Consider the following 18,932-nt stretch of genomic DNA (forward strand, 5'->3'; position numbering starts at 1 on the left):
TCGACGCCCTGGTGACCCGGCCGGCGCCGGTCAGCGACGGGAGCGCTTGACCGCGTACATGGCGGCGTCGGCCCGGCTGAGCAGCGTGTCGGGGGTGTCGCCCGGGCGGGACAGCGCCAGGCCGGTGCTCGAGCGCAGCGCCGGGCCGCCGTCGGCGGGGGCGGCGAGCGCGGCGTCCAGCCGGTGCGCGAGCCCGTGCGCGGCCGCCTCCGTCGCCGTCCCGGGGCAGAGGACGACGAACTCGTCGCCGCCGATGCGGGCCACCGTGTCGCCCGGGCGGACGACGGACGTCAGCGCGGCGGCCATCCGCAGCAGGGCGGCGTCGCCCGCGGCGTGGCCGAGGGTGTCGTTGACCTGCTTGAACCCGTCGAGGTCGCAGTAGAGGACCGCCGCGGGCAGCCCCTCGCGGTCCTGCACCCGCAGCGCCTGCTCCGTGCGGTCGAGCAGCAGCGCCCGGTTGGGCAGGCCGGTGAGCGCGTCGTGCAGGGCCGCCTCGCGCAGCCGCGCCTCGAGCCGGACCTGCGCGGTCACGTCCATCATCGCCACGACCGCGCCGGTGGGGCGGCCGGCGTCGTCGCGGATCCGCGTCCCCGACGCGCGCAGCACGCGCAGCGGGTGCCCGGGCCGGTCGATGGCCATGTGCGCGTCGCGCACCCGGCCCTCGGTGTACACGCGGGCCAGCGGCACCTCCGCCAGCGCCAGCCGGCGGCTGTCGGGGGTGCAGAGCCCGAAGCGCTCGACGACGTCCTCGGTGAGCTCCGCGCCGGCCACCTGGTCGGCGTACTCCTCGGGCAGGCCGTGCCACTGCCGGCCGAGCCGGTTGAACAGGGTGATCCGCCCGTCGGCGTCCGCGGCGACCACGCCGACCGGCAGCGCCTCGAGCAGCGCCCGGGTGAAGGCCTCCGACCGCGCCGCGTGCGCCGCGGCGGCCTGCGCCTGGTCGCGGTCGGCGGCGCGGGCGGCGGCGAGGACGGCGAGCTGCCGGGCCTGGCGTCGGCGCTGGAACAGGGCGACGACGACCCCGGCGAGGTCGGCCAGCCGGTTGCCGGCGTCGGCCGGGAAGACGTGCGGGGCGCTGCCGAAGACGCACAGCGTGCCGACGGCCATCCCGTCGATGACCAGCGGCGCGCTGGCGTAGGCGCGCACCGACGCCCGCCGGCCGTCCACCCACGGGTTGCCCGCGTAGCGGGGCTCGGCGGCGAGGTCCTCGTACACCCGCACGCGCGGGCCCTCGGCCGTCATCACCGCGCACAGCGACTCCTCGGCCGGCGAGGAGCAGCCCAGGAACCCGTGCGGCACGAGCTGGTGCTGCTCGCAGGCGTCGAGCAGGTTGAGGGTCGCGTACGGCATCCCGGTGACCGCGGCGGCCACCCGCACGACGGCGGCGAGCTCGACGTCGCGGCCCAGTTCGGCCAGGTCGAGGTCCCCGCCGGTGCGGTCGGAGGTCGTGGACGTGCTCATGGGCGCGTCAACGGCCGTTGCCCGACCGGGCTGCAGGGCCCGACGACCCGCCGTCCTCCGATCAGGTGAGGGCGCGGACGGTCTCCACGGCGGCCACCACGGCGAAGACGACGAACAGCAGCGCGGCCGCCCGGCGGATGAGCGCCACCGGCAGCCGGTCGGCCAGCGCCCGGCCGAGGAACACCGCCAGCGCCGAGACGGTGAGCAGCGCCGCCCACGCCCCGATGAACACCGACACGGGGGAGTCCAGGCGCGCGGCGAGGCCCGCGGTGGCCAGCTGCGACAGGTCGCCCCACTCGGCGGCGAACAGCACGCCGAAGGAGACCGCGGCCGCCCGCAGGAACGACGTCCGCTCCCGGCTGTCGGCGGCCTCCCCGCCGTCCTCGGGCCCCTCCGACGCGCTGCGCCACAGCAGCACCGCACCCACGAGGAACAGCACCGCCACGACGCCGCTGACCAGGGCCTGGGGGAGCAGGGACAGCAGGCTGCCGGCGGTCACCGCGATGGCCACCTGCAGGCCGAAGGCCGTGCCCACGCCGACGAACACCGGCAGCGGGGGGAACCGGGTGGCCAGGACCAGGCTGGCGAACAGCGTCTTGTCCGGCAGCTCCACCGGCAGGACGAGGACGAACGCCGTCGCGACGACGGACAGGACGATCACGGGCTGGCTCACTTCCGCTCGGCACCGCCGGGCGGGGGCGCACGCCTCCGACCGGCAGGGCGCACACCTGCATCGGCCGAAGGTCTCGCCCACCCGCGCTCGCGCACGGGCCCGCTGACCGGGCCGCCCCCGGGGGGACGTGCCAGCGTGTCGACCAGCGGACGGGGGGCTACTCCCCTTCTCGGCCGACGAGCCTAGCCGAGGCGCCGCGGGAAACCCGGTGCGCGGCGGTGTGTGCCCCGTTACGGTCGCGCCGTGCCCTTCCGTTGACGCCTGTCGCCCGCCCCGTTCCCGCCGGCCGCCCGGCCCCTGGCCCGGCTGGCCGTGGCCTGGACCGCGCTGTCCGGCCTCGCTCCGGTGTACCCGCTCTACGCGCTGCTGTTCCTCGACACCGGGCTGACCGAGCCGCAGGTCTCCGCCCTGTTCGCCCTGTGGTCGCTGACGGCGCTCCTGGCCGAGGTGCCCACGGGCGTGCTCGCCGACCGCTGGTCGCGCCGCGGCGCGCTCGTCCTCGGCGGCGTCCTCGAGGCCGCCGCCTTCGTGCTGTGGACCGTCGCGCCCGGCCTGCCCGGCTTCGCCGCCGGCTTCGTCGTCTGGGGGATCGGGGGCGCGCTGGTGTCCGGCGCGGCCGAGGCGCTGGTCTACGACGGGCTGGCCGCCGTCGGCGCCGAGGAGTCCTTCGTCCGTGTGAACGGCGCGACGACGGCGGCCGAACTGCTCGTGCAGGTGCCCACCGCCGTGCTCGCCGGCGTGCTCGTCCAGGCCGGCGGCCACGCGCTGGTCGGCTGGGCGAGCGTCGGCACCTGCCTGGCCGCGGCCGCGCTCGCCACCCGCTTCCCCGAGCCGCCGCGCACCGGGGAGGACGGGCCGGAGGTCCCGCTGCGGACCGCCGTCGGGACGGCGCTGCGCCGGCCGGGCGTGCTGCTCGCGGTGGCCGCCGTCGCGCTGCTCGGCTCGCTCGACGCGGTCGAGGAGTACTTCCCGCTCATGGCCCGCGACCAGGGCGTGCCGACGGCGCTGGTGCCGGCCGCCGTCCTCGTCGTCGCCCTGACCGGTGCGGCGGGCGCGGCGCTCGCGGGCCGCGTCGCGCGGCTGCCGTCGCGGGCGCTGCCGCTGCTGCTGCTGGCCTCGGCGGTGCTGCTCGCGGCCGGCGCGCTGGGCGAGGGCCCGCCGGCCGTCGCCGCCGTCGCGGTCTCCTACGGCCTGTACCTGGCCGTGCTGGTGGTGGGGGAGGCCCGGCTGCAGGAGCAGCTGCCCACCGCCGTGCGCGCCACGGTCACCTCGGTGGCCGGCCTCGGCATCGAGCTCGGTTCGCTGCTGGTGTTCGCCGCCTGGGCCCTCGGCGGCGCCCTCGCCGTCGCCGTTCTCTCCGCCGTGGTGGTCCCGGTGGTCGCCCGAGGCCTCAGGCCGCGGGTGAGCAGCCATCAGCGCTGAGGGGCCGTCGGGTCCGCCGTCCCCGCAGGGCGGCTCGCCTCTCCTACCTCCCGGTGCGGCGGGCGATGCGGGCGGCGAAGACGCCGGCGGCGTGACCGTTGTCGATGTTGCTGACGACGACGCCCGGCGACGTCGAGTTGAGCATCGCCAGCAGCGAGCCGAAGCCGCCGAAGGAGCCCGGCTGCCCGGTCGAGGTGGGCACCGCGACGATCGGCACGTCGGTCATCGCGCCGACCGTGCCGGCCAGCGAGGCGTCGAGGCCCGCGACCACGACCAGGCAGTCGACGTCGTCGAGCAGCGTGCGGTCGGTGAGCAGCGGCCGCAGCCGGCTGCTGCCGACGTCGTCGACCCGCACCACCTCGGTGCCGGTCACCCGCGCCACGAACGCGGCCTCGGCCGCCACCGACGCGTCGGCCGTGCCGGCGCACAGCACGCCCACCCGGCCGACCGGCTCGGGCACCGGGCCGACGGCGGCCGACATCGCCGCGGCGTCGACCGTCGAGCCGGGGTGCGCCGAGGCCAGCGCGACGAGGGTGTCGGCGCTCGCGCGCACGACCAGCGCCGGGCGGTCGGGGTGCGCGGCGCGGGTCTCGCGGACGAGCGCGAGCACCTGCTCGGTGGAGCGCCCCACGCCCCAGATGACGTCGGGCTCGGCCGGGCGCGCGGGCGGCGCCGCGGGCCCGGGAGCCAGCGCCGGCTCGCCCGGGCCGCCGAGGGAGAGCGGCGGGTCGGCCGGCCGGGCGGGCGCGGCGAGCAGCGCGGCGAAGCCGCCGACGGGGTCCAGCGGCGAGGTCTGCACCGGCGGGACCTGCACCGAGGTGGCCACGAGCCCGGCCGGCGGCTGCTGCCCGCCGTCCGGCCCGGCGTCCGGGGCGGCGTCCGGGGCGGCGTCCGGCGCGCGGGTCTGGGTGACCGCCGAGAGCCGGACGACGCGGTCGCGGCCGCTGCGCTTGGCGTCGTAGAGGACGCCGTCGGCCGCGGCGAACAGCGTGCGGCGGTCGTCGCCGCGGGTGGCCGAGGCGATGCCCACGCTGATCGTCACCGGCAGGGTCAGCCCGAGCGCGGCCCAGTCGTGCGCGGCGACGGCGCGGCGGACCCGCTCCAGCGCCCGCTCGGCCTGCTCGGCGGTGGTGTCGGGCAGCAGGACGACGAACTCGTCGCCCGCCCACCGGCACACCTCGTCGGTGTCGCGGCAGCCGGCGATGAGCAGCTCGGCGACCGCGCGCAGCACCGCGTCGCCGCCGGGATGGCCGACGGCGTCGTTGATCGCCTTGAACCGGTCGACGTCGACGACGGCCAGCGCGGGCGTGGTGCCGGCGCCGAGCAGCCCGTCGAGGCGGGCCTCGGCGTAGCGCCGGTTGGGCAGGTGGGTGAGCGGGTCCTCGTAGGCCTGCCGGCGCAGCTGCCCGGCGGCGCGCTCGTTCTCCAGCAGGCTCTTGCGCCGGCCGAACAGCTCCACCCAGCGGGTGCGCCGCTCGTCGACCCGGTCCAGCTCGTCGGCCAGGTACGCCTGCAGGTAGGGCAGCGCCCGGCCGGCGTCGTCGAGCTCGGCGTGCAGGGTGCACAGCTCGCGCAGCGCCGCCCGCCGCAGCCGCGGCAGGCCGTGCTCGGTGGCCAGCGCCAGCGCCCTGGCCAGCTGCTGGTCGGCGCCGCGGCCGTCGTCCTGGCGGCGCAGCGCCCGGCCCAGGGCCAGCAGCGCCGAGGCGAGCAGCGCCCGGTCGCCGCGGGCACTGGTCACGCGGACGGCGGCGCGCAGCGGGCCGGTGGCCGCGGCGTGCTCGCCCAGGCCGACCAGCGCCCAGCCGTGCACCACCTGCGCGGCCACGATGCCCTCGGCGTCGGGCGGCAGCTGGGCCAGCGCCCGCTCGGCCAGCGCGCGGGCCTCGGCGAACCGCGGCGCGGCGGCGTCGGGGTCGCCGTCGTCGAGCAGCGCCTCGCCCAGCTCCGCGCACAGCTCGCCCAGGCAGGTGGCCGCGTGGGCGGCGACGACGTCGGGGTCGACGCCGGCGTCGAGCGCGCCCGTGGCGGCGGCCGCGGTGGCGGTCTCCAGCGCGCGGTGCTGGTAGTCCAGGGCCAGCGGCATGAGCTCGAGGTCGGCCAGGACGCCGGCGAGGGTGCCCAGGGTGTCGACCAGCAGGGCGCTCGGCGGCAGCGCGGGGTCGAGCAGGCTGGCCGCCTCGACCGCCTCGTCCATCGCGGCGTCGATCCGGCGGGACAGCAGCTCGATGCGCGCGTGCCGGGCCAGGCCCGCGGCGCGCTGCAGGTCGTCGTCGCTGGCGTCGAAGGCGGCCTTGGCCGAGCGCACGAGGGCGATCGCCTCGGCGGCGTGCGCGGCCGAGGCCGAGCGCGGGTCGCCGTCGCCGGGCGCGGCGTCGTCGCCGTCGATCAGCCCGGCGACGCCGGCGTGCAGGTCGAGGGACTCGGTGGCCTCGGGCGCGTCGAGCGGGTCGCCGACCAGCGTGAAGCCGGCCACCCGCAGCCGGCGCACCAGCAGCTCCGCGCGCAGGGTGTCGGCCCAGGCGCGGCCGAGGGCGGGCTCGTCGTCGCGGTCGTCGGACCCGGGGGCGCCGGCCTCGGCGGGGGCTGCGTAGGGCGTCGAGGAGTCGACGACCGACAGCAGGCGCTCGGCGTCGTCGAGCTGCCAGTTGGCGAGGGCGGCGGTCACCCGGTGGTGCAGGGCTCCCGGTGGCACCAGGGCACTGTGCACGCCGCCGGGGCCGGATCGCGGCATCCCGGCACGGGCGCGTCGTGTGGCGGAGGTCCCGTCGCCCGTTCCGTCACTGCCGTCCCAGCCGGGCCGGGCGCCGGTCACGGCGCGGCCTCCGGCGACTCCTCGCCCGGGGCATCGGGCACGCCGTTGCCGTCGCCGGCGCCGTCGACCAGCCCGGGCGCGCGCACCCGGTTGCGCCCGCCGCGCTTGGCGGAGAACAGGTGCAGGTCGGCGGTGTCGAACAGCGACCGCCAGCCGACCGGGACCGCCCGGTCGTCGGCGGCGGCCGGGGCGGTGGCCACCCCGATGCTCACGGTGATCGGCTCGGTCAGCGGCAGGTCGGCCCAGTCGGCCTCGGCGACGGCGGCGCGCAGCCGCTCGACGGCGGCCAGCGCCTGCGCCTGGGTGGCCGCCGGCAGCACGACGAGGAACTCGTCGCCGGCCCACCGGTACACCTCGTCGCCGGCCCGGCTGTGCTCGCGCAGCAGCGCGGCGACCCGGCGCAGCACCTCGTCGCCGTGGGTGTGCGAGGTGTCGTCGTTGACCTCCTTGAAGCGGTCGACGTCGACGACGGCCAGCGACAGCGGCTCGGCGCCCAGCCGCAGCCCGGCCAGCCGGCGCTCGGCGCTGCGCCGGTTGCCGAGGCCCGTGAGCGGGTCCTCCAGCGCGTGCCGGCGCAGCACCGCGGCCTGCCGCTCGGCCTCGCGCAGCCGGCTGCGGCGGACGAACATCTCGGCCCACAGCTCCCGGCTGCGGGCGTGCGCCCGGCCGGTGTCGGCGCGGTAGGCGTCGAGCCAGTACAGGGCCTCGGCGGGCCGGCCCATCGCGGCGGTGGCCTGGCCGAGCTCGAGCAGGCACTGCCGGTAGCGGCGCCGGTCGGCGGTGGCGGCGAAGGCCCCCGCGGCGTCGACCAGCAGGCCGGCGGCCTCCTCGCCGCCCCCGCCGCCGCTGTGCTCCTGCGACAGCCGGGTGAGCAGCCGGGCCAGCGCCAGGTCGGCGTAGCCGCGCAGCCAGGTGCTGCCGCTGCGGTGCACCCGCCGGTGCACCGACCGCAGCGGGCCCAGCGCGTCGTCGGGCTCGCCGTGGCAGGACAGCGCCCAGGCCTGGACGACGTCGAGCTGGTCGGAGTCGTCGGGGTCGGGCTCGACCGGCAGCTCCCGGGCGGCGGAGGCCGCGGCGATCGCGGCGCCGGCCAGCTCCCGGGCGCGGGCGGCCTGCCCGCGGCGGCGCAGCGTCTGGGCGAGCTCCACGCGCTGCTGGGCGCACAGTCGCAGCAGCTGCCAGCGCTCGCCGAGGTCGGGCAGCCGCTCGGCGAGCGCGCACCCCCGCTCGGCCTGCGCGACGGCGAGCTCCTCGAGGTCGAGCGCGGTGAGGGTGAGCGAGAGCCACAGGTGCGCCTGCACCAGCTCGGGCGGGGGGCTGCCGGCTGCCGGCTCGGCAGGCGCGAGCTGCTCGGCCAGCAGGCTGGCGTCGACGGCGAGCAGCATCGCGGCGTCGAGGTGGTCGGCGGTGGCCTCGACGTGCGCCAGGTACGCCAGGACCAGCGCCGTGGACGCCGACGGCGCGCAGGCGCCGAGCGCGTCCCGGGCCGCGCCGACCCCGGCCGTGGCGGCGTCGCGGTCGCCGTCGAGCAGGGCGCGGCGGGCGGCCAGCGCCGAGCGCCAGGCGGCCCACCGCGGCTCGGCGGCCGCCGCCAGCGCGGGCTCGGCGTCGTCGAGCCCGGCGCGGAAGCCGTCGGCGTCGTCGCGCCGGTCGGCGGCCAGCAGGCGCCGCAGCGCAGCCTCGAGGTGACCGTCCGTGACGGGAGGACGGGAGCCGGGGATCACGCGTCCCTCCTCCTCGTCGCCGGTCGTCCGGCCACGCGTGGCCGACGGCGAGGCAGTTCCCCCCGGACGGGATCTCGACCCCGGCCCGACCGCACTACCCTCGTCGGGTGCCCCAGACGCCTCCGACGCGGTTCGCCTATCTCGGGCCCGAGGGTACCTTCGCCGAGGCGGCGCTCAGCAGCGCCGTCGCCCCCGGGGAGGGCGTGCGGCAGCCGGTGGCCAGCGTGCCGGCGGCGCTGGCCGCGGTCCGCGCGGGCGAGGCCGACGCCGCCCTCGTGCCGTTCGAGAACTCGATCGAGGGCTCGGTCCCGACCACCATGGACGGCCTCGCCGACGGCGACCCGCTGGTGGTCGTGCGCGAGGTCTTCCTCACCGTGGCCTTCGTCCTCGCCGCCCGCCCGGGCACCTCCCTGGCCGACGTGCGGACCGTCGTCAGCCACCCGCACGCCCTCGCGCAGACCGCGCGCACGGTGGCCGGGCTGCTGCCGGACGTCCCCACGCTGCCCGCCTCCTCCACCGCGGTCGCGGCCCGCGCGGTGGCCGACGGCGAGTACGACGCCGCCGTCTGCGCGCCGATCGCCGCCGAGCGCTACGGGCTGGTGCCGCTGGCCGAGGACGTCGCCGACCACCCCGGCGCGGTCACCCGGTTCGTCCTGGTGTCGCGGCCGGGCCGGCTGCCCGAGCCCACCGGCAACGACAAGACCTCGCTGGTCGTGGTGGTCGCCGACCGCACCGGCGCGCTGCTCGACGTGCTGCGCGAGTTCGCCGTCCGCGGCATCAGCCTGACCCGGATCGAGTCCCGGCCCATCCGCGACCGACTGTGGGTGTACTCCTTCTCCCTCGACTGCGAGGGGCACGTCGCCGAGGCGCGGGTGGGCGAGGCGCTGGCCGCCCTGCACCGGGTGAGCGAGGACGTCCGCTTCCTCGGCTCCTACCCGCGCGCCGACGGCCGCACCAACCGGCCGGTGCCCGGCGAGTCGGCCGAGGCCGCGTTCACCGAGGCCGGCCGGTGGCTGGCCCGGCTCCGCGCCGGCGAGGTCTGAGGGCCCGCACCCCCGCGGGGCCGCGGCGTCACACGCGTTCCAGCTCGCGCTCGGGCTCCGCTTCGCGGCGGCGGGACAGGCGGCTGGGCCACCACGTCCGGTCGCCGAGCAGCGCCACGGCGGCCGGCACCACCAGCGAGCGGACGACGAAGGTGTCGAGCAGCACGCCGAAGCCGACGAGGAACGCCAGCTGGGTCAGGAACAGCAGTGGCAGCACCGACAGCGCCCCGAACGTCGCGGCGAGCACCAGGCCGGCCGAGGTGATGACCCCGCCGGTGACGGCCAGCGCCCGCAGCACGCCGTCGCGGGTGCCGTGCCGCACGGACTCCTCCCGTGCCCGGGTCATGAGGAAGATGTTGTAGTCGATCCCCAGGGCGACGAGGAACACGAACGCGATGAGCAGGATGCCGGGGTCGCTGCCGGGGAAGCCGAAGACGCCGTCGAACAGCAGCGCCGCGACGCCGACCGTCGCCGCCACGCTGAGCACCACCGTCGCCATGAGCAGCAGCGGCGCCACGAGCGCGCGCAGCAGCAGGGCCAGCACGATCGTGATGACCACCAGCACGCTCGGCACGATCACCCGCAGGTCGCGGCCGGCCGTCTCGCGGGCGTCGAGGTTGCTGGCGGTGTCGCCGCCCACCAGCGCCCCGGGGTCGGCGTCGTCGAGCGTCTCGCGCAGCTCGGAGACGACGTCGAAGGCCTCGGTGCTGTCGGCGGGGACGGCGAGGGTGACGTCGAGGCGCACCAGCCCGTCGGCCACGACCGGGTCGCCGCCGGGCGGGCCGCCGGTGAACGGCACGACCGACGCCACGCCCTCGGCCGCCGCGGCCGTCTCGGCCACCTCCTGCCAGCTGTCCTCCGGCGCCACCACCACGGTCGGGCTGCCGGAGCCGGCGTCGAAGTGGCGGCCGAGGGCCTCCTGCCCGTCCACGGCGTTCGACTCGCCCCGGATCGCGTCGCTGAAGGTGATGCCCGAGGCGTCGTAGCTCGGGGCGAACACCGCCGCGGCGACGAGCGCCAGCACGCTCGCGGCCAGCACCCGGCGCGGGCGGCGACCGACGAGCGCGGCGACCCGCGGCCAGCCGCGGCCCTGCCGGGGCTGCTGCCCGACGTGCGGGCGGAACGGCCAGAACGCCGCGCGGCCGAGCAGCGCGAGCGCCGCGGGCAGGAAGCTCAGCGCGGCGACGACGGCGAGGGCCACGCTCACCGCGGAGATCGGCCCGAGCCCGCGGTTGGAGGCCAGGTCGGAGAACAGCAGGCACAGCACGCCGAGCACGACGGTGGCGCCGGAGGCGACGATCGGCTCCCACGAGCGGCGCAGCGCGGTCCGGATGGCGACGAAGCGGCTCTCCTCGTGCTGCAGCTCCTCGCGGAACCGCGCGACGAGCAGCAGGCCGTAGTCGGTGGCCGCGCCGACCACGAGGATCGACGCGATGCCCTGGCTCTGGCCGTTGACGGTGATCCAGCCCTCGCGGGCCAGCAGGTAGGCGACGGCGTTGCCCGCGGTGAGCGCCAGGCCCGCGGTGCCGATGACCAGGAACGGCAGGATCGGGCTGCGGTAGACGACCAGCAGGATCAGCAGGACGACGCCGAACGCCGCGGCCAGCAGCAGGCCGTCGATGCCGGCGAACCCGTTGGCGAAGTCGGCGAAGATGCCGCCGGGGCCGGTGACGAAGCCGTCGGTGCCCTCGACCTCGACGGCGGCGCGCAGGTCCTCGACGACGGTCACGATCTCGTCGCCGAGCTCGGGGCTCAGCGGCAGCACCGCCTGGACGGCCTCGCCGTCCTCCGACGGGATCGGCGGGGAGGGCTGCCCGGCCAGGGCGCCGGCCTCCTCGGCGACGGCGGCGGCGTCCTCGACCGCCTGCCCGACCGCGGCCAGCGTGGCCTGGTCGAGCGGGCCGTCGCCCTCCCACAGCAGGATCGCCGGGATCGCCTCGGTGGGGCTGAACGCCCGGGACAGCTCCGCGACCCGGGTGGACTCCGCGCTGTCCGGGAGGAAGGCGGCGTTGTCGTTCTCCTGCAGCCCGGTCAGCTGCCCGCTCAGCGAGCCGAGCGGCGCGGCGGCCCCCAGCCAGGCGAGCACGACGACCAGGGGGAGCAGCCAGCGGACCCGGTGGGCCATGATGGTCCTCTCGACGACCAACCATCTCGACGATCGAGAGATTACGGGGGTGGCGGATGAGCGGCAACGCGGACCCGCGTGTCGACGTCGCGCTGCTGCTGCGCCGGCTCACCGTGGAGCTCGACGCGGTGGGGGAGCGGTTCGCCGAGGCGCACGGCCTCGGCCGCACCGACGTCCGCGCCGTCATCGCGATCATGGACGCCGCGCGCCGCGGCGAGCCGCTCACCGCCGGCGGCCTGGGCGCGGCGGTGCGGCTGAGCTCGGCGTCGGTGACCGCGCTGGTCGACCGGCTGGAGCGGGCCGGGCACGTGCGCCGGGTGCGCGACCCCGCCGACCGCCGCCGCGTCGTGCTGCAGATGACCGAGCCCACGATGGCCGCCGGCGGCGCCTATTTCGGCGGGCTGCAGCGCGGCCTGCTCGCCGCGATGGAGGGCTTCACCGACGACGACCTCGCCGTCGTCCGCCGCTTCCTCGAGGGGATGACCGACGTCGTCGTCACCCACCAGGCATAGGAGCGGCGAGTGTGCACCTGACGGGGGCTCGAGGGGTCTCGACAGCCCGTCGGGCGCACTCTCGTCAGAGGTAGAGGCCGGTGGACTCCTCGATCCGCTCGGCGGCGACGGCGTGCACGTCGCGCTCGCGCAGGATGATCAGCTCCTCGCCGTGCACCTCGACCTCGTGCTGGTCCTCGGGGGAGAACAGCACCTGGTCGCCGACCTTCACCTGGCGCACGCTCGCGCCGACGCCGCGGGCCTCGCCCCACACCAGCCGCTTGGCCACCTGGGCGGTCGCCGGGATGAGGATGCCGCCGGTGGAGCGGCGCTCGCCGTCCTCCTTGCGCAGGGCCACGAGGACCCGGTCGTGCAGCATCTTGATCGGCAGCCCGCTGCCCCTGGCGACGTCGGATGGCACGGCGGTCACGGTACGCGGAGGTGACCCGCGGGAACGGCCCCGTCCAGAGGCTCGCCCCGAGCGTGCGAGGGGTGAGGGGGACGGGGTCCTCCCGTCATCCCCAGCCGAGCTCGTGCAGCCGCTGCTCGCCGATGCCGAAGTGGTGCGCGATCTCGTGCACCACGGTCACCGTGACCTCCTCGACCACCTCCTCGGCGGTCTCGCAGACGTCGCAGATGGCCTCGCGGTAGATCATGATCCGGTCGGGCAGGTCCCCGCCGTACTGCCAGCCGCGCTCGGTCAGCGCGTGCCCCTCGTAGAGCCCGAGCAGGTCCGGCTCGTCCTCGTTGCGGTCCTCCACGAGGACGACGACGTTGTCGAGCATCGCCATGAGCTCGGCGGGGACGGCGTCGAGGGCGTCGGCGACCAGCGACTCGAAGACCTCGCGCGGGAGCGGCCTCACCAGCTGGTGGGCAGCGGGCGCCCCTCCTCGTAGCCGGCCGCGCTCTGCACCCCCAGCACCGCGCGCTCGTGCAGCTCGTCGATGGTCCGGGCGCCGGCGTACGTGCACGACGAGCGCACGCCGGCGACGATGCCGTCGACGAGGTCCTCCACGCCGGGCCGCGCCGGGTCGAGGTACATCCGCGAGGACGAGATGCCCTCCTCGAACAGCCCGGCGCGGGCACGCTCGAAGCCGCTGTGCTGCGCCGTCCGCGCCTTGACCGCCCGCGCCGAGGCCATCCCGAAGGACTCCTTGTACAGCCGGCCGCTGCCGTCGTCGTGGATGTCGCCGGCGCTCTCGTAGGTGCCGGCGAACCAGGAGCCGACCATCACGTTCGCCGCGCCGGCGGCCAGGGCGAGCGCGACGTCGCGCGGGTGGCGCACGCCGCCGTCGGCCCACACGTGCTTCCCGAGCCGGCGGGCCTCGGCCGCGCACTCCTCGACGGCCGAGAACTGCGGCCGGCCGACGCCGGTCATCATCCGGGTGGTGCACATGGCGCCGGGGCCCACGCCGACCTTGACGACGTCGGCGCCCGCCTCGACCAGGTCGCGGGTGCCCTCGGCGGTGACCACGTTCCCGGCCACCACCGGCACGGACCCGGCCACGGCCCGCACCGCGCGGACCGCCTCGACGGCCTTCTCCTGGTGGCCGTGCGCGGTGTCGACGACGAGCACGTCCACGCCGGCGGCCAGCAGCGCCGACGCCTTGCCGGCGACGTCGCCGTTGATGCCGACCGCGGCCGAGGTGAGCAGCTGCCCCTCGGCGTTGACCGCGGGCGTGTAGACCGTCGAGCGCAGCGCGCCCTTGCGGGTGATGACGCCGACCAGCCGGTCGCCCTCGACCACCGGCGCGGCGCTGACCCGCTCGCCGGAGAGCACGTCGAAGACCTTGGGCAGGTCCGTGCCGGCCGGGACGGTCAGCGGGTGCTCGGCCATGACCTGGGAGAGCTGGCTGAAGCGGTCGACGCCGCGGCAGGCGCCGTCGGTGACCACGCCGACGGGCACGTCGCCGTCGACCACGACGACGATCCCGTGCGCGCGCTTGGTCATCAGCGACAGCGCCTCGCCGACGGTCGACGACGGCGCGAGCGTGATCGCGGTGTCGTAGACGGGGTGCCGGGCGTGCACCCAGGACACGACCTCGGCGACGACGTCGACCGGGATGTCCTGCGGCAGCACCGCCAGGCCGCCGCGGCGGGCGATCGTCTCGGCCATCCGCCGGCCGCTGATGGCGGTCATGTTGGCCACGACGACGGGGATGGTGGTGCCCACCCGGTCCGGCGTCGTCAGGTCCACCTCCAGCCGGGAGCCCACGGTGCTGTGGTTGGGCACCATGAACACGTCGGCGTAGGTGAGGTCGGTCGCCGGGCGCTGGCCGTTCAGGAACCGCATGCCCCGAGTGTCCCAGCCGGACCCCCTGCCGGGGTGGACGTCGCCGCGTGCGCGGGGCGCGGACCCGTGGCCCACCTACGATCGACGCGTGATCGACCTGCGCCTGGTGCGCGAGCACCCCGACGTCGTCCGTGCCAGCCAGCGTGCCCGTGGCGCCGACGAGTCCCGGGTCGACGAGCTGCTGTCCGCCGACGAGGCCCGCCGGGCCGCGGTCAAGCGCGCCGACGACCTCCGCGCCGAGCAGAAGGCCGCCTCGCAGGCGGTCCGCGGCGCGTCGAAGGAGGAGCGCCCCGCCGTCCTGGAGCGCGCGAAGGCGCTCGCCGCGCAGGTCAAGGAGGCCGAGGAGGCCCAGCGCGCCGCCGACGCGGCGCTGCGCGCGGTGCACCTGGCCATCCCGAACGTCGTGCACGACGACGTCCCACCCGGCGGCGAGGACGACGCCGTGACCCTGCGCACCGTCGGCGAGGTCCCGTCCCACGACTTCGAGGTGCGCGACCACCTGCAGATCGGCGAGGCGCTCGGCGCGATCGACATGGAGCGCGGCGCGAAGGTCTCCGGCGCCCGCTTCTACTTCCTCACCGGCCCCGGCGCGCTGCTCGAGTTCGCCCTCGCCCAGCTCGCGATCACCCGCGCGGTGGCCGCCGGGTTCACCCCCGTCATCGCGCCGGCCCTGGTCAAGCCCGAGGCGATGGAGGGCACCGGCTTCCTCGGCGAGCACGACGAGGAGGTCTACCGCGTCGAGCGCGACGACCTGTACCTCGTGGGCACCTCGGAGGTGGCGCTGGCCGGCATGCACGCCGACGAGGTGCTCGACCTGTCGGCCGGGCCGCGCCGCTACGCCGGCTGGTCGTCCTGCTTCCGCCGCGAGGCCGGCTCCTACGGCAAGGACACCCGCGGCATCATCCGCGTGCACTGGTTCGACAAGGTCGAGATGTTCAGCTTCTGCCGGCCCGAGGAGGCCGCCGCCGAGCACCTGCGGCTGCTGGCCTGGGAGGAGGAGTTCCTCCAGGCCCTCGAGCTGCCCTACCGGGTGGTCGACATCGCCGCCGGGGACCTCGGCACCAGCGCCGCCCGCAAGTACGACATCGAGGCCTGGTTCCCGTCGCAGGGCACCTACCGCGAGCTGACCTCGACGTCGGACTGCACCACCTTCCAGGCCCGCCGGCTGGCCATCCGCTACCGCGACGAGGACGGGAAGCCGCAGACGGCGGCCACGCTCAACGGCACGCTGTGCGCGATCGCCCGCACCATCGCCTGCCTGCTCGAGGTGCACCAGCGCGCCGACGGCTCGGTGCACGTGCCGGCGGCGCTGCGGCCCTGGCTCGGCGGGCACGAGGTCCTCACCCCCGGCATGACGCTGGCCGCCCCGGTGCCCGCCGCATGAGCGGGACCGCGCCCCGGGCGGTCCTCTCCGGGCACGTGCCCTCCCCGGACGCCACCCGGGTCGTGGACCTCGGCGACCTGCCCGCGCAGCTCGGCGACTGGCGGCCGAAGCTGGTCGCCACCGACCTCGACGGCACCCTGCTGTCCTCCGAGGGCGTGGTCAGCCCCCGCACCCGCGCCGCGCTCGAGGCGTGCTGGGCGGCCGGCGTCCCCGTCGTCGGCGTCACCGGCCGCGGCCCCCGGCTGCTCGACAGCGTGCGCACCGCGCTGGCCGGGCGCGGCATCGCGGTGCTCGCGCAGGGCGGCTTCGTCGTCGACCTCGAGCGCGACGAGGTGCTGCGCACCGTCGGCCTGCCCCGCGAGCAGGCGGAGGCCGTCATCGCCCGCATCGAGGACGTCGCCGGTGACCTGATCCTGGCCGTCGAGGACGCCGCCGAGCAGGGCGAGGCGCTCGCGCCGCTGCGGGTGCAGCACGGCTTCGACTGGCCCTACCCCGAGCCCGCGCACCTGCTGCCCCGGCACGCCGTCATCCCCGAGGGCGCGGTGCTCAAGGTGTTCCTGCGCTCCTCCACGCTCGGCCAGGACGAGCTGCTCGCCCGCGCCCGCCGGGTCACCGACCCCGCCGACGCCGAGGTCACGCACGCCGGCCTCGGCTTCATCGAGGTGCTCCCGCCGGGCATCACCAAGGCCACCGGCCTCGCCGTCGCGCTGCAGCGGTACGGCGTCGGGTTCGGCGACGTGCTCGTCTTCGGCGACATGCCCAACGACCTGCCGATGATCGGCGCGGTCACCGACGCCGGTGGGCGCGCGGTCGCCGTCGCCAACGCCCACCCCGCGGTACGGGCGGCGGCCGGCGGGCTCACCAGCGGGCACGACGCCGACGGCGTGGCCCGCTACCTCGAGGCGGTGCTGGCCGGTGAGTGACTGGCGTCCCCGGCTGATCGCCAGCGACATGGACGGCACGCTGCTGCGCTCCGACGACACCGTCGGCGAGGCCACCGTCGCCGAGCTGCGGCGCTGGGCGGCCGACGGCGTCCCGCTGGTGCTGGCCACCGGCCGGCCGCCGCGGTGGATGCGCCGGATCCGGGAGGTCGTGCGCACCGGCACCGCCGTCTGCTGCAACGGCGCGGTGCTGCTCGACCTCGGCCGCTTCGAGATCCTCGAGGAGGACGCGCTGCCGCCGGCCGTCCTCGCCAACGTCACCGCGGGTCTGCGCGCCGAGCAGCCGGGCACGTGGTTCGCCGTCGAGTACGGCCTGGAGTTCCGGCACGAGCCGGTCTACCGGCCGCGGTGGGACCTCGACGCGCCCGGCGTGGCCGAGGCGACGCTCGAGGAGATCGTCTCCGCGCCCGCGGCCAAGCTGCTGGCCCGGCACGAGGACCTGCCCCGCGACGAGTTCATGCGCCTGGTCGAGCGGGTGGTGGGGGACCGCGCGACGGTCACCAACTCCTCCTCGGACGCGCTCGCCGAGATCTCCGCGAGCGGGGTGACCAAGGCCACCGGCATCGCCAAGGTGGCCGCCCGGCACGGCGTCGGCCCGGAGGACGTCGTCGTCTTCGGCGACATGCCCAACGACATCGCCGCCTTCGACTGGGTGCGCGAGGCCGGCGGCCGGGCGGTGGCCATGGCCCACGCCCACCCCGACCTGCTGGCCGCGGCCACCGACGTCACCGGCACCAACGACGACGACGGCGTCGCGGCCTTCCTCGCCTCCCTCTGACCCGGCTCAAGACCGCGCGGCTCCTGCCGATGTGGTTCCCGGACGGCACCAGGCCGACCGGACCAGGCCACGGAAGGCGATCGATGAGCCAGACCCCTCCCCGCGCCGCTGCAGCGGTGCCCGCCGACACCTCCTCGGGTTGGAGCCTGCACACCCGCATGCTCGGCGCGATCCTCGTGGTCGCGCTGACCACCCTCGGTGTCGGCCTGTTCGGCATCGCGCGCATGGCGGTGCTCGCCGACAAGGCCGACCAGGTCTACAGCGAGGGCGCCGCCCCGCTCGACGGGTTGCGCACCCTGCAGGTGGACTGGTGGGAGCTGGCCGCGCAGACCGCCCGCGCCGCGATCCCGACCCTGCCGCCGGCCAGCATCCAGGACGCCCGGCAGGACGCCGCCGAGGCCGCCGAGGCCATGGCCGCGCACGCCGAGGCCGTCGACGGCATGCCGCTGTCCGACGACGCCCGCGCCGCCTTCACCGAGTTCCGGACCGCGTCGGAGACCTACCTGACCGCGCTGGCGCAGCTGCAGGCCCTGCCGCTCGGCTCGCCCAACGCCCTCCCGCTGCTGCAGACCATGACGCAGAACGAGACGGTCATCGAGGAGTCGCTGGCCTCGGCCACCGCCTCGGCCGCCGCCGACGCCGAGCAGACCGTCACCGAGGCGCGCGACGCCTACGCCTCGGCCCGCACCCTGACGATCGTCGTGGTCGTCCTCGGCCTGGTGATCGCCGTCGTGCTCGCCGTCCTGGTGGCGCGCAGCGTGACCGGCCCGGTGCAGCGGATCCGCGAGGTGCTCGGCAAGGTCGCCGCCGGCGACCTGCGGGTGCGTGCCGGTGCCACCGGCGGCGGTGAGCTGGGCGAGGTCGCCCGCTCGCTCGACGAGACCCTCGACAGCCTCGGCGGCGTGCTGACCCTGGTCCGCGAGTCCGCCGACCGCCTGCAGGGCGCCTCGAACCAGCTCGACACCGCGGCCGGCAGCATCGCCGAGTTCTCCCGCGCCGCCTCCGACCAGACCGACGTCGTCGTCGCCTCGGCCGGCGAGGTCGCGGCCAGCGTCGACACCGTGGCCACCGGCTCCTCGCAGATGGAGACGGCGATCCGCGAGATCGCGCACAACGCCACCGAGGCCGCCCGCGTGGCCGGCCAGGCCGTGGGCGTCGCGGAGAACACCACCCGCACCGTGGGCAAGCTCGGCGACTCGTCGCAGGAGATCGCCACCGTCGTCAAGCTGATCAACGGCATCGCCGAGCAGACCAACCTGCTCGCCCTCAACGCCACCATCGAGGCGGCGCGCGCCGGGGAGGCCGGCAAGGGCTTCGCCGTCGTGGCCAGCGAGGTCAAGGAGCTCGCGCAGGAGACCGCCCGCGCCACCGAGGACATCTCCCGCCGCGTGGAGGCCATCCAGGCCGACACCGCGGGCGCCGTCGAGGCGATCAGCCGGATCAGCTCGGTGATCGGCGAGATCAACGACTTCCAGGCGACCATCGCGGCCGCCGTCGAGGAGCAGACGGCGACCACGAACGAGATGAACCGCAACGTGGCCGAGGCCGCCGGCGGCACCCGTCAGATCGCCGCGGCGATCACCGGCCTGGCCGACGGGACGCAGCAGACCAACGCCCGCGTCGGTGACGCCCGCCAGGCCGCGGCCGAGCTGGCCCGCATGAGCGGCGAGCTGCAGGACGCCGTCCGCCGCTTCACCGTCTGACCCCGGCCTGACGCACCGCGGCCCGGGGCCCGCCGGCCCCCCGCGCGGGCGGGGCCGGGGGGCCGCGGGCCGCGGCGGCGCG

15 protein-coding genes are annotated in these 18,932 nt (G+C 76.9%); 7 read left to right on the forward strand and 8 right to left on the reverse strand.

Annotation, left to right across the window (positions count from 1 at the left end; translation table 11 throughout):
- Positions 1-30 precede the first annotated feature (30 nt).
- Positions 31-1,461 (reverse strand): diguanylate cyclase domain-containing protein, encoded by a 1,431-nt coding sequence (locus tag ACI79X_RS17195; RefSeq protein WP_457026635.1) that lies wholly within the window; start codon positions 1,459-1,461, stop codon positions 31-33.
- A 61-nt stretch (positions 1,462-1,522) separates the two neighbouring features.
- On the reverse strand, positions 1,523-2,134 hold the full coding sequence (locus ACI79X_RS17200) for a TMEM165/GDT1 family protein (protein WP_457026636.1): 612 nt from the start codon (positions 2,132-2,134) through the stop codon (positions 1,523-1,525).
- 312 nt (positions 2,135-2,446) lie between these two features.
- On the opposite strand from ACI79X_RS17200, the gene ACI79X_RS17205 reads away from it, so the two are divergent.
- Positions 2,447-3,556 (forward strand): MFS transporter, encoded by a 1,110-nt coding sequence (locus tag ACI79X_RS17205; RefSeq protein ID WP_457026637.1) that lies wholly within the window; start codon positions 2,447-2,449, stop codon positions 3,554-3,556.
- A gap of 43 nt (positions 3,557-3,599) precedes the next feature.
- On the opposite strand, the gene ACI79X_RS17210 is transcribed toward ACI79X_RS17205, so the two are convergent.
- Complete coding sequence (locus ACI79X_RS17210) at positions 3,600-6,248, reverse strand: diguanylate cyclase domain-containing protein (protein ID WP_457026638.1); 2,649 nt, start codon at positions 6,246-6,248, stop codon at positions 3,600-3,602.
- A gap of 116 nt (positions 6,249-6,364) precedes the next feature.
- A complete protein-coding gene (locus ACI79X_RS17215; protein ID WP_457026639.1) occupies positions 6,365-8,092 on the reverse strand; it encodes a diguanylate cyclase in 1,728 nt (575 codons plus the stop codon).
- 107 nt (positions 8,093-8,199) lie between these two features.
- Between ACI79X_RS17215 and pheA the strand changes: the two genes are divergently transcribed.
- Positions 8,200-9,135, forward strand: coding sequence for a prephenate dehydratase (pheA, locus tag ACI79X_RS17220; protein ID WP_457026640.1), 936 nt, complete (start codon positions 8,200-8,202; stop codon positions 9,133-9,135).
- A gap of 28 nt (positions 9,136-9,163) precedes the next feature.
- Here pheA and ACI79X_RS17225 read toward each other — a convergent pair whose 3' ends face one another.
- Positions 9,164-11,260 (reverse strand): MMPL family transporter, encoded by a 2,097-nt coding sequence (locus ACI79X_RS17225; RefSeq protein WP_457026641.1) that lies wholly within the window; start codon positions 11,258-11,260, stop codon positions 9,164-9,166.
- Positions 11,261-11,316: 56 nt separating this feature from the next.
- Between ACI79X_RS17225 and ACI79X_RS17230 the strand changes: the two genes are divergently transcribed.
- Positions 11,317-11,772: a MarR family winged helix-turn-helix transcriptional regulator gene (locus ACI79X_RS17230; protein ID WP_457026642.1), complete on the forward strand. Its 456-nt coding sequence runs from the start codon at positions 11,317-11,319 to the stop codon at positions 11,770-11,772.
- A gap of 64 nt (positions 11,773-11,836) precedes the next feature.
- Here ACI79X_RS17230 and ACI79X_RS17235 read toward each other — a convergent pair whose 3' ends face one another.
- From ACI79X_RS17235 to ACI79X_RS17245, 3 genes are all read right to left on the reverse strand, one after another.
- On the reverse strand, positions 11,837-12,172 hold the full coding sequence (locus tag ACI79X_RS17235; RefSeq protein ID WP_457026643.1) for a GroES family chaperonin: 336 nt from the start codon (positions 12,170-12,172) through the stop codon (positions 11,837-11,839).
- 94 nt (positions 12,173-12,266) lie between these two features.
- Entirely contained in the window at positions 12,267-12,614 is a 348-nt protein-coding gene (locus ACI79X_RS17240; RefSeq protein WP_454553815.1) for a metallopeptidase family protein, read from the reverse strand.
- A complete protein-coding gene (locus tag ACI79X_RS17245) occupies positions 12,611-14,044 on the reverse strand; it encodes a GuaB1 family IMP dehydrogenase-related protein (RefSeq protein ID WP_457026644.1) in 1,434 nt (477 codons plus the stop codon). Before ACI79X_RS17245 ends, ACI79X_RS17240 begins: the two co-directional genes overlap by 4 nt.
- Positions 14,045-14,132: 88 nt before the next feature.
- Between ACI79X_RS17245 and serS the strand changes: the two genes are divergently transcribed.
- The 4 genes from serS to ACI79X_RS17265 all read left to right on the forward strand — a co-directional run bounded on the left by serS (position 14,133) and on the right by ACI79X_RS17265 (position 18,850).
- Positions 14,133-15,428, forward strand: coding sequence for a serine--tRNA ligase (gene serS, locus ACI79X_RS17250; RefSeq protein WP_457026645.1), 1,296 nt, complete (start codon positions 14,133-14,135; stop codon positions 15,426-15,428).
- The gene (locus tag ACI79X_RS17255) at positions 15,425-16,351 is read left to right on the forward strand and encodes an HAD family hydrolase (RefSeq protein ID WP_457026646.1); all 927 of its coding nucleotides are present in this window, start codon (positions 15,425-15,427) and stop codon (positions 16,349-16,351) included. The genes serS and ACI79X_RS17255 overlap by 4 nt, the downstream gene beginning before the upstream one ends.
- On the forward strand, positions 16,344-17,147 hold the full coding sequence (locus ACI79X_RS17260) for an HAD hydrolase family protein (RefSeq protein ID WP_457026647.1): 804 nt from the start codon (positions 16,344-16,346) through the stop codon (positions 17,145-17,147). The genes ACI79X_RS17255 and ACI79X_RS17260 overlap by 8 nt, the downstream gene beginning before the upstream one ends.
- Before the next feature lie 83 nt (positions 17,148-17,230).
- Positions 17,231-18,850 (forward strand): methyl-accepting chemotaxis protein, encoded by a 1,620-nt coding sequence (locus ACI79X_RS17265; RefSeq protein WP_457026648.1) that lies wholly within the window; start codon positions 17,231-17,233, stop codon positions 18,848-18,850.
- The last annotated feature ends 82 nt before the right edge of the window (positions 18,851-18,932 follow it).

The sequence above is a fragment of the Geodermatophilus sp. SYSU D01119 genome (genome assembly GCF_054049975.1).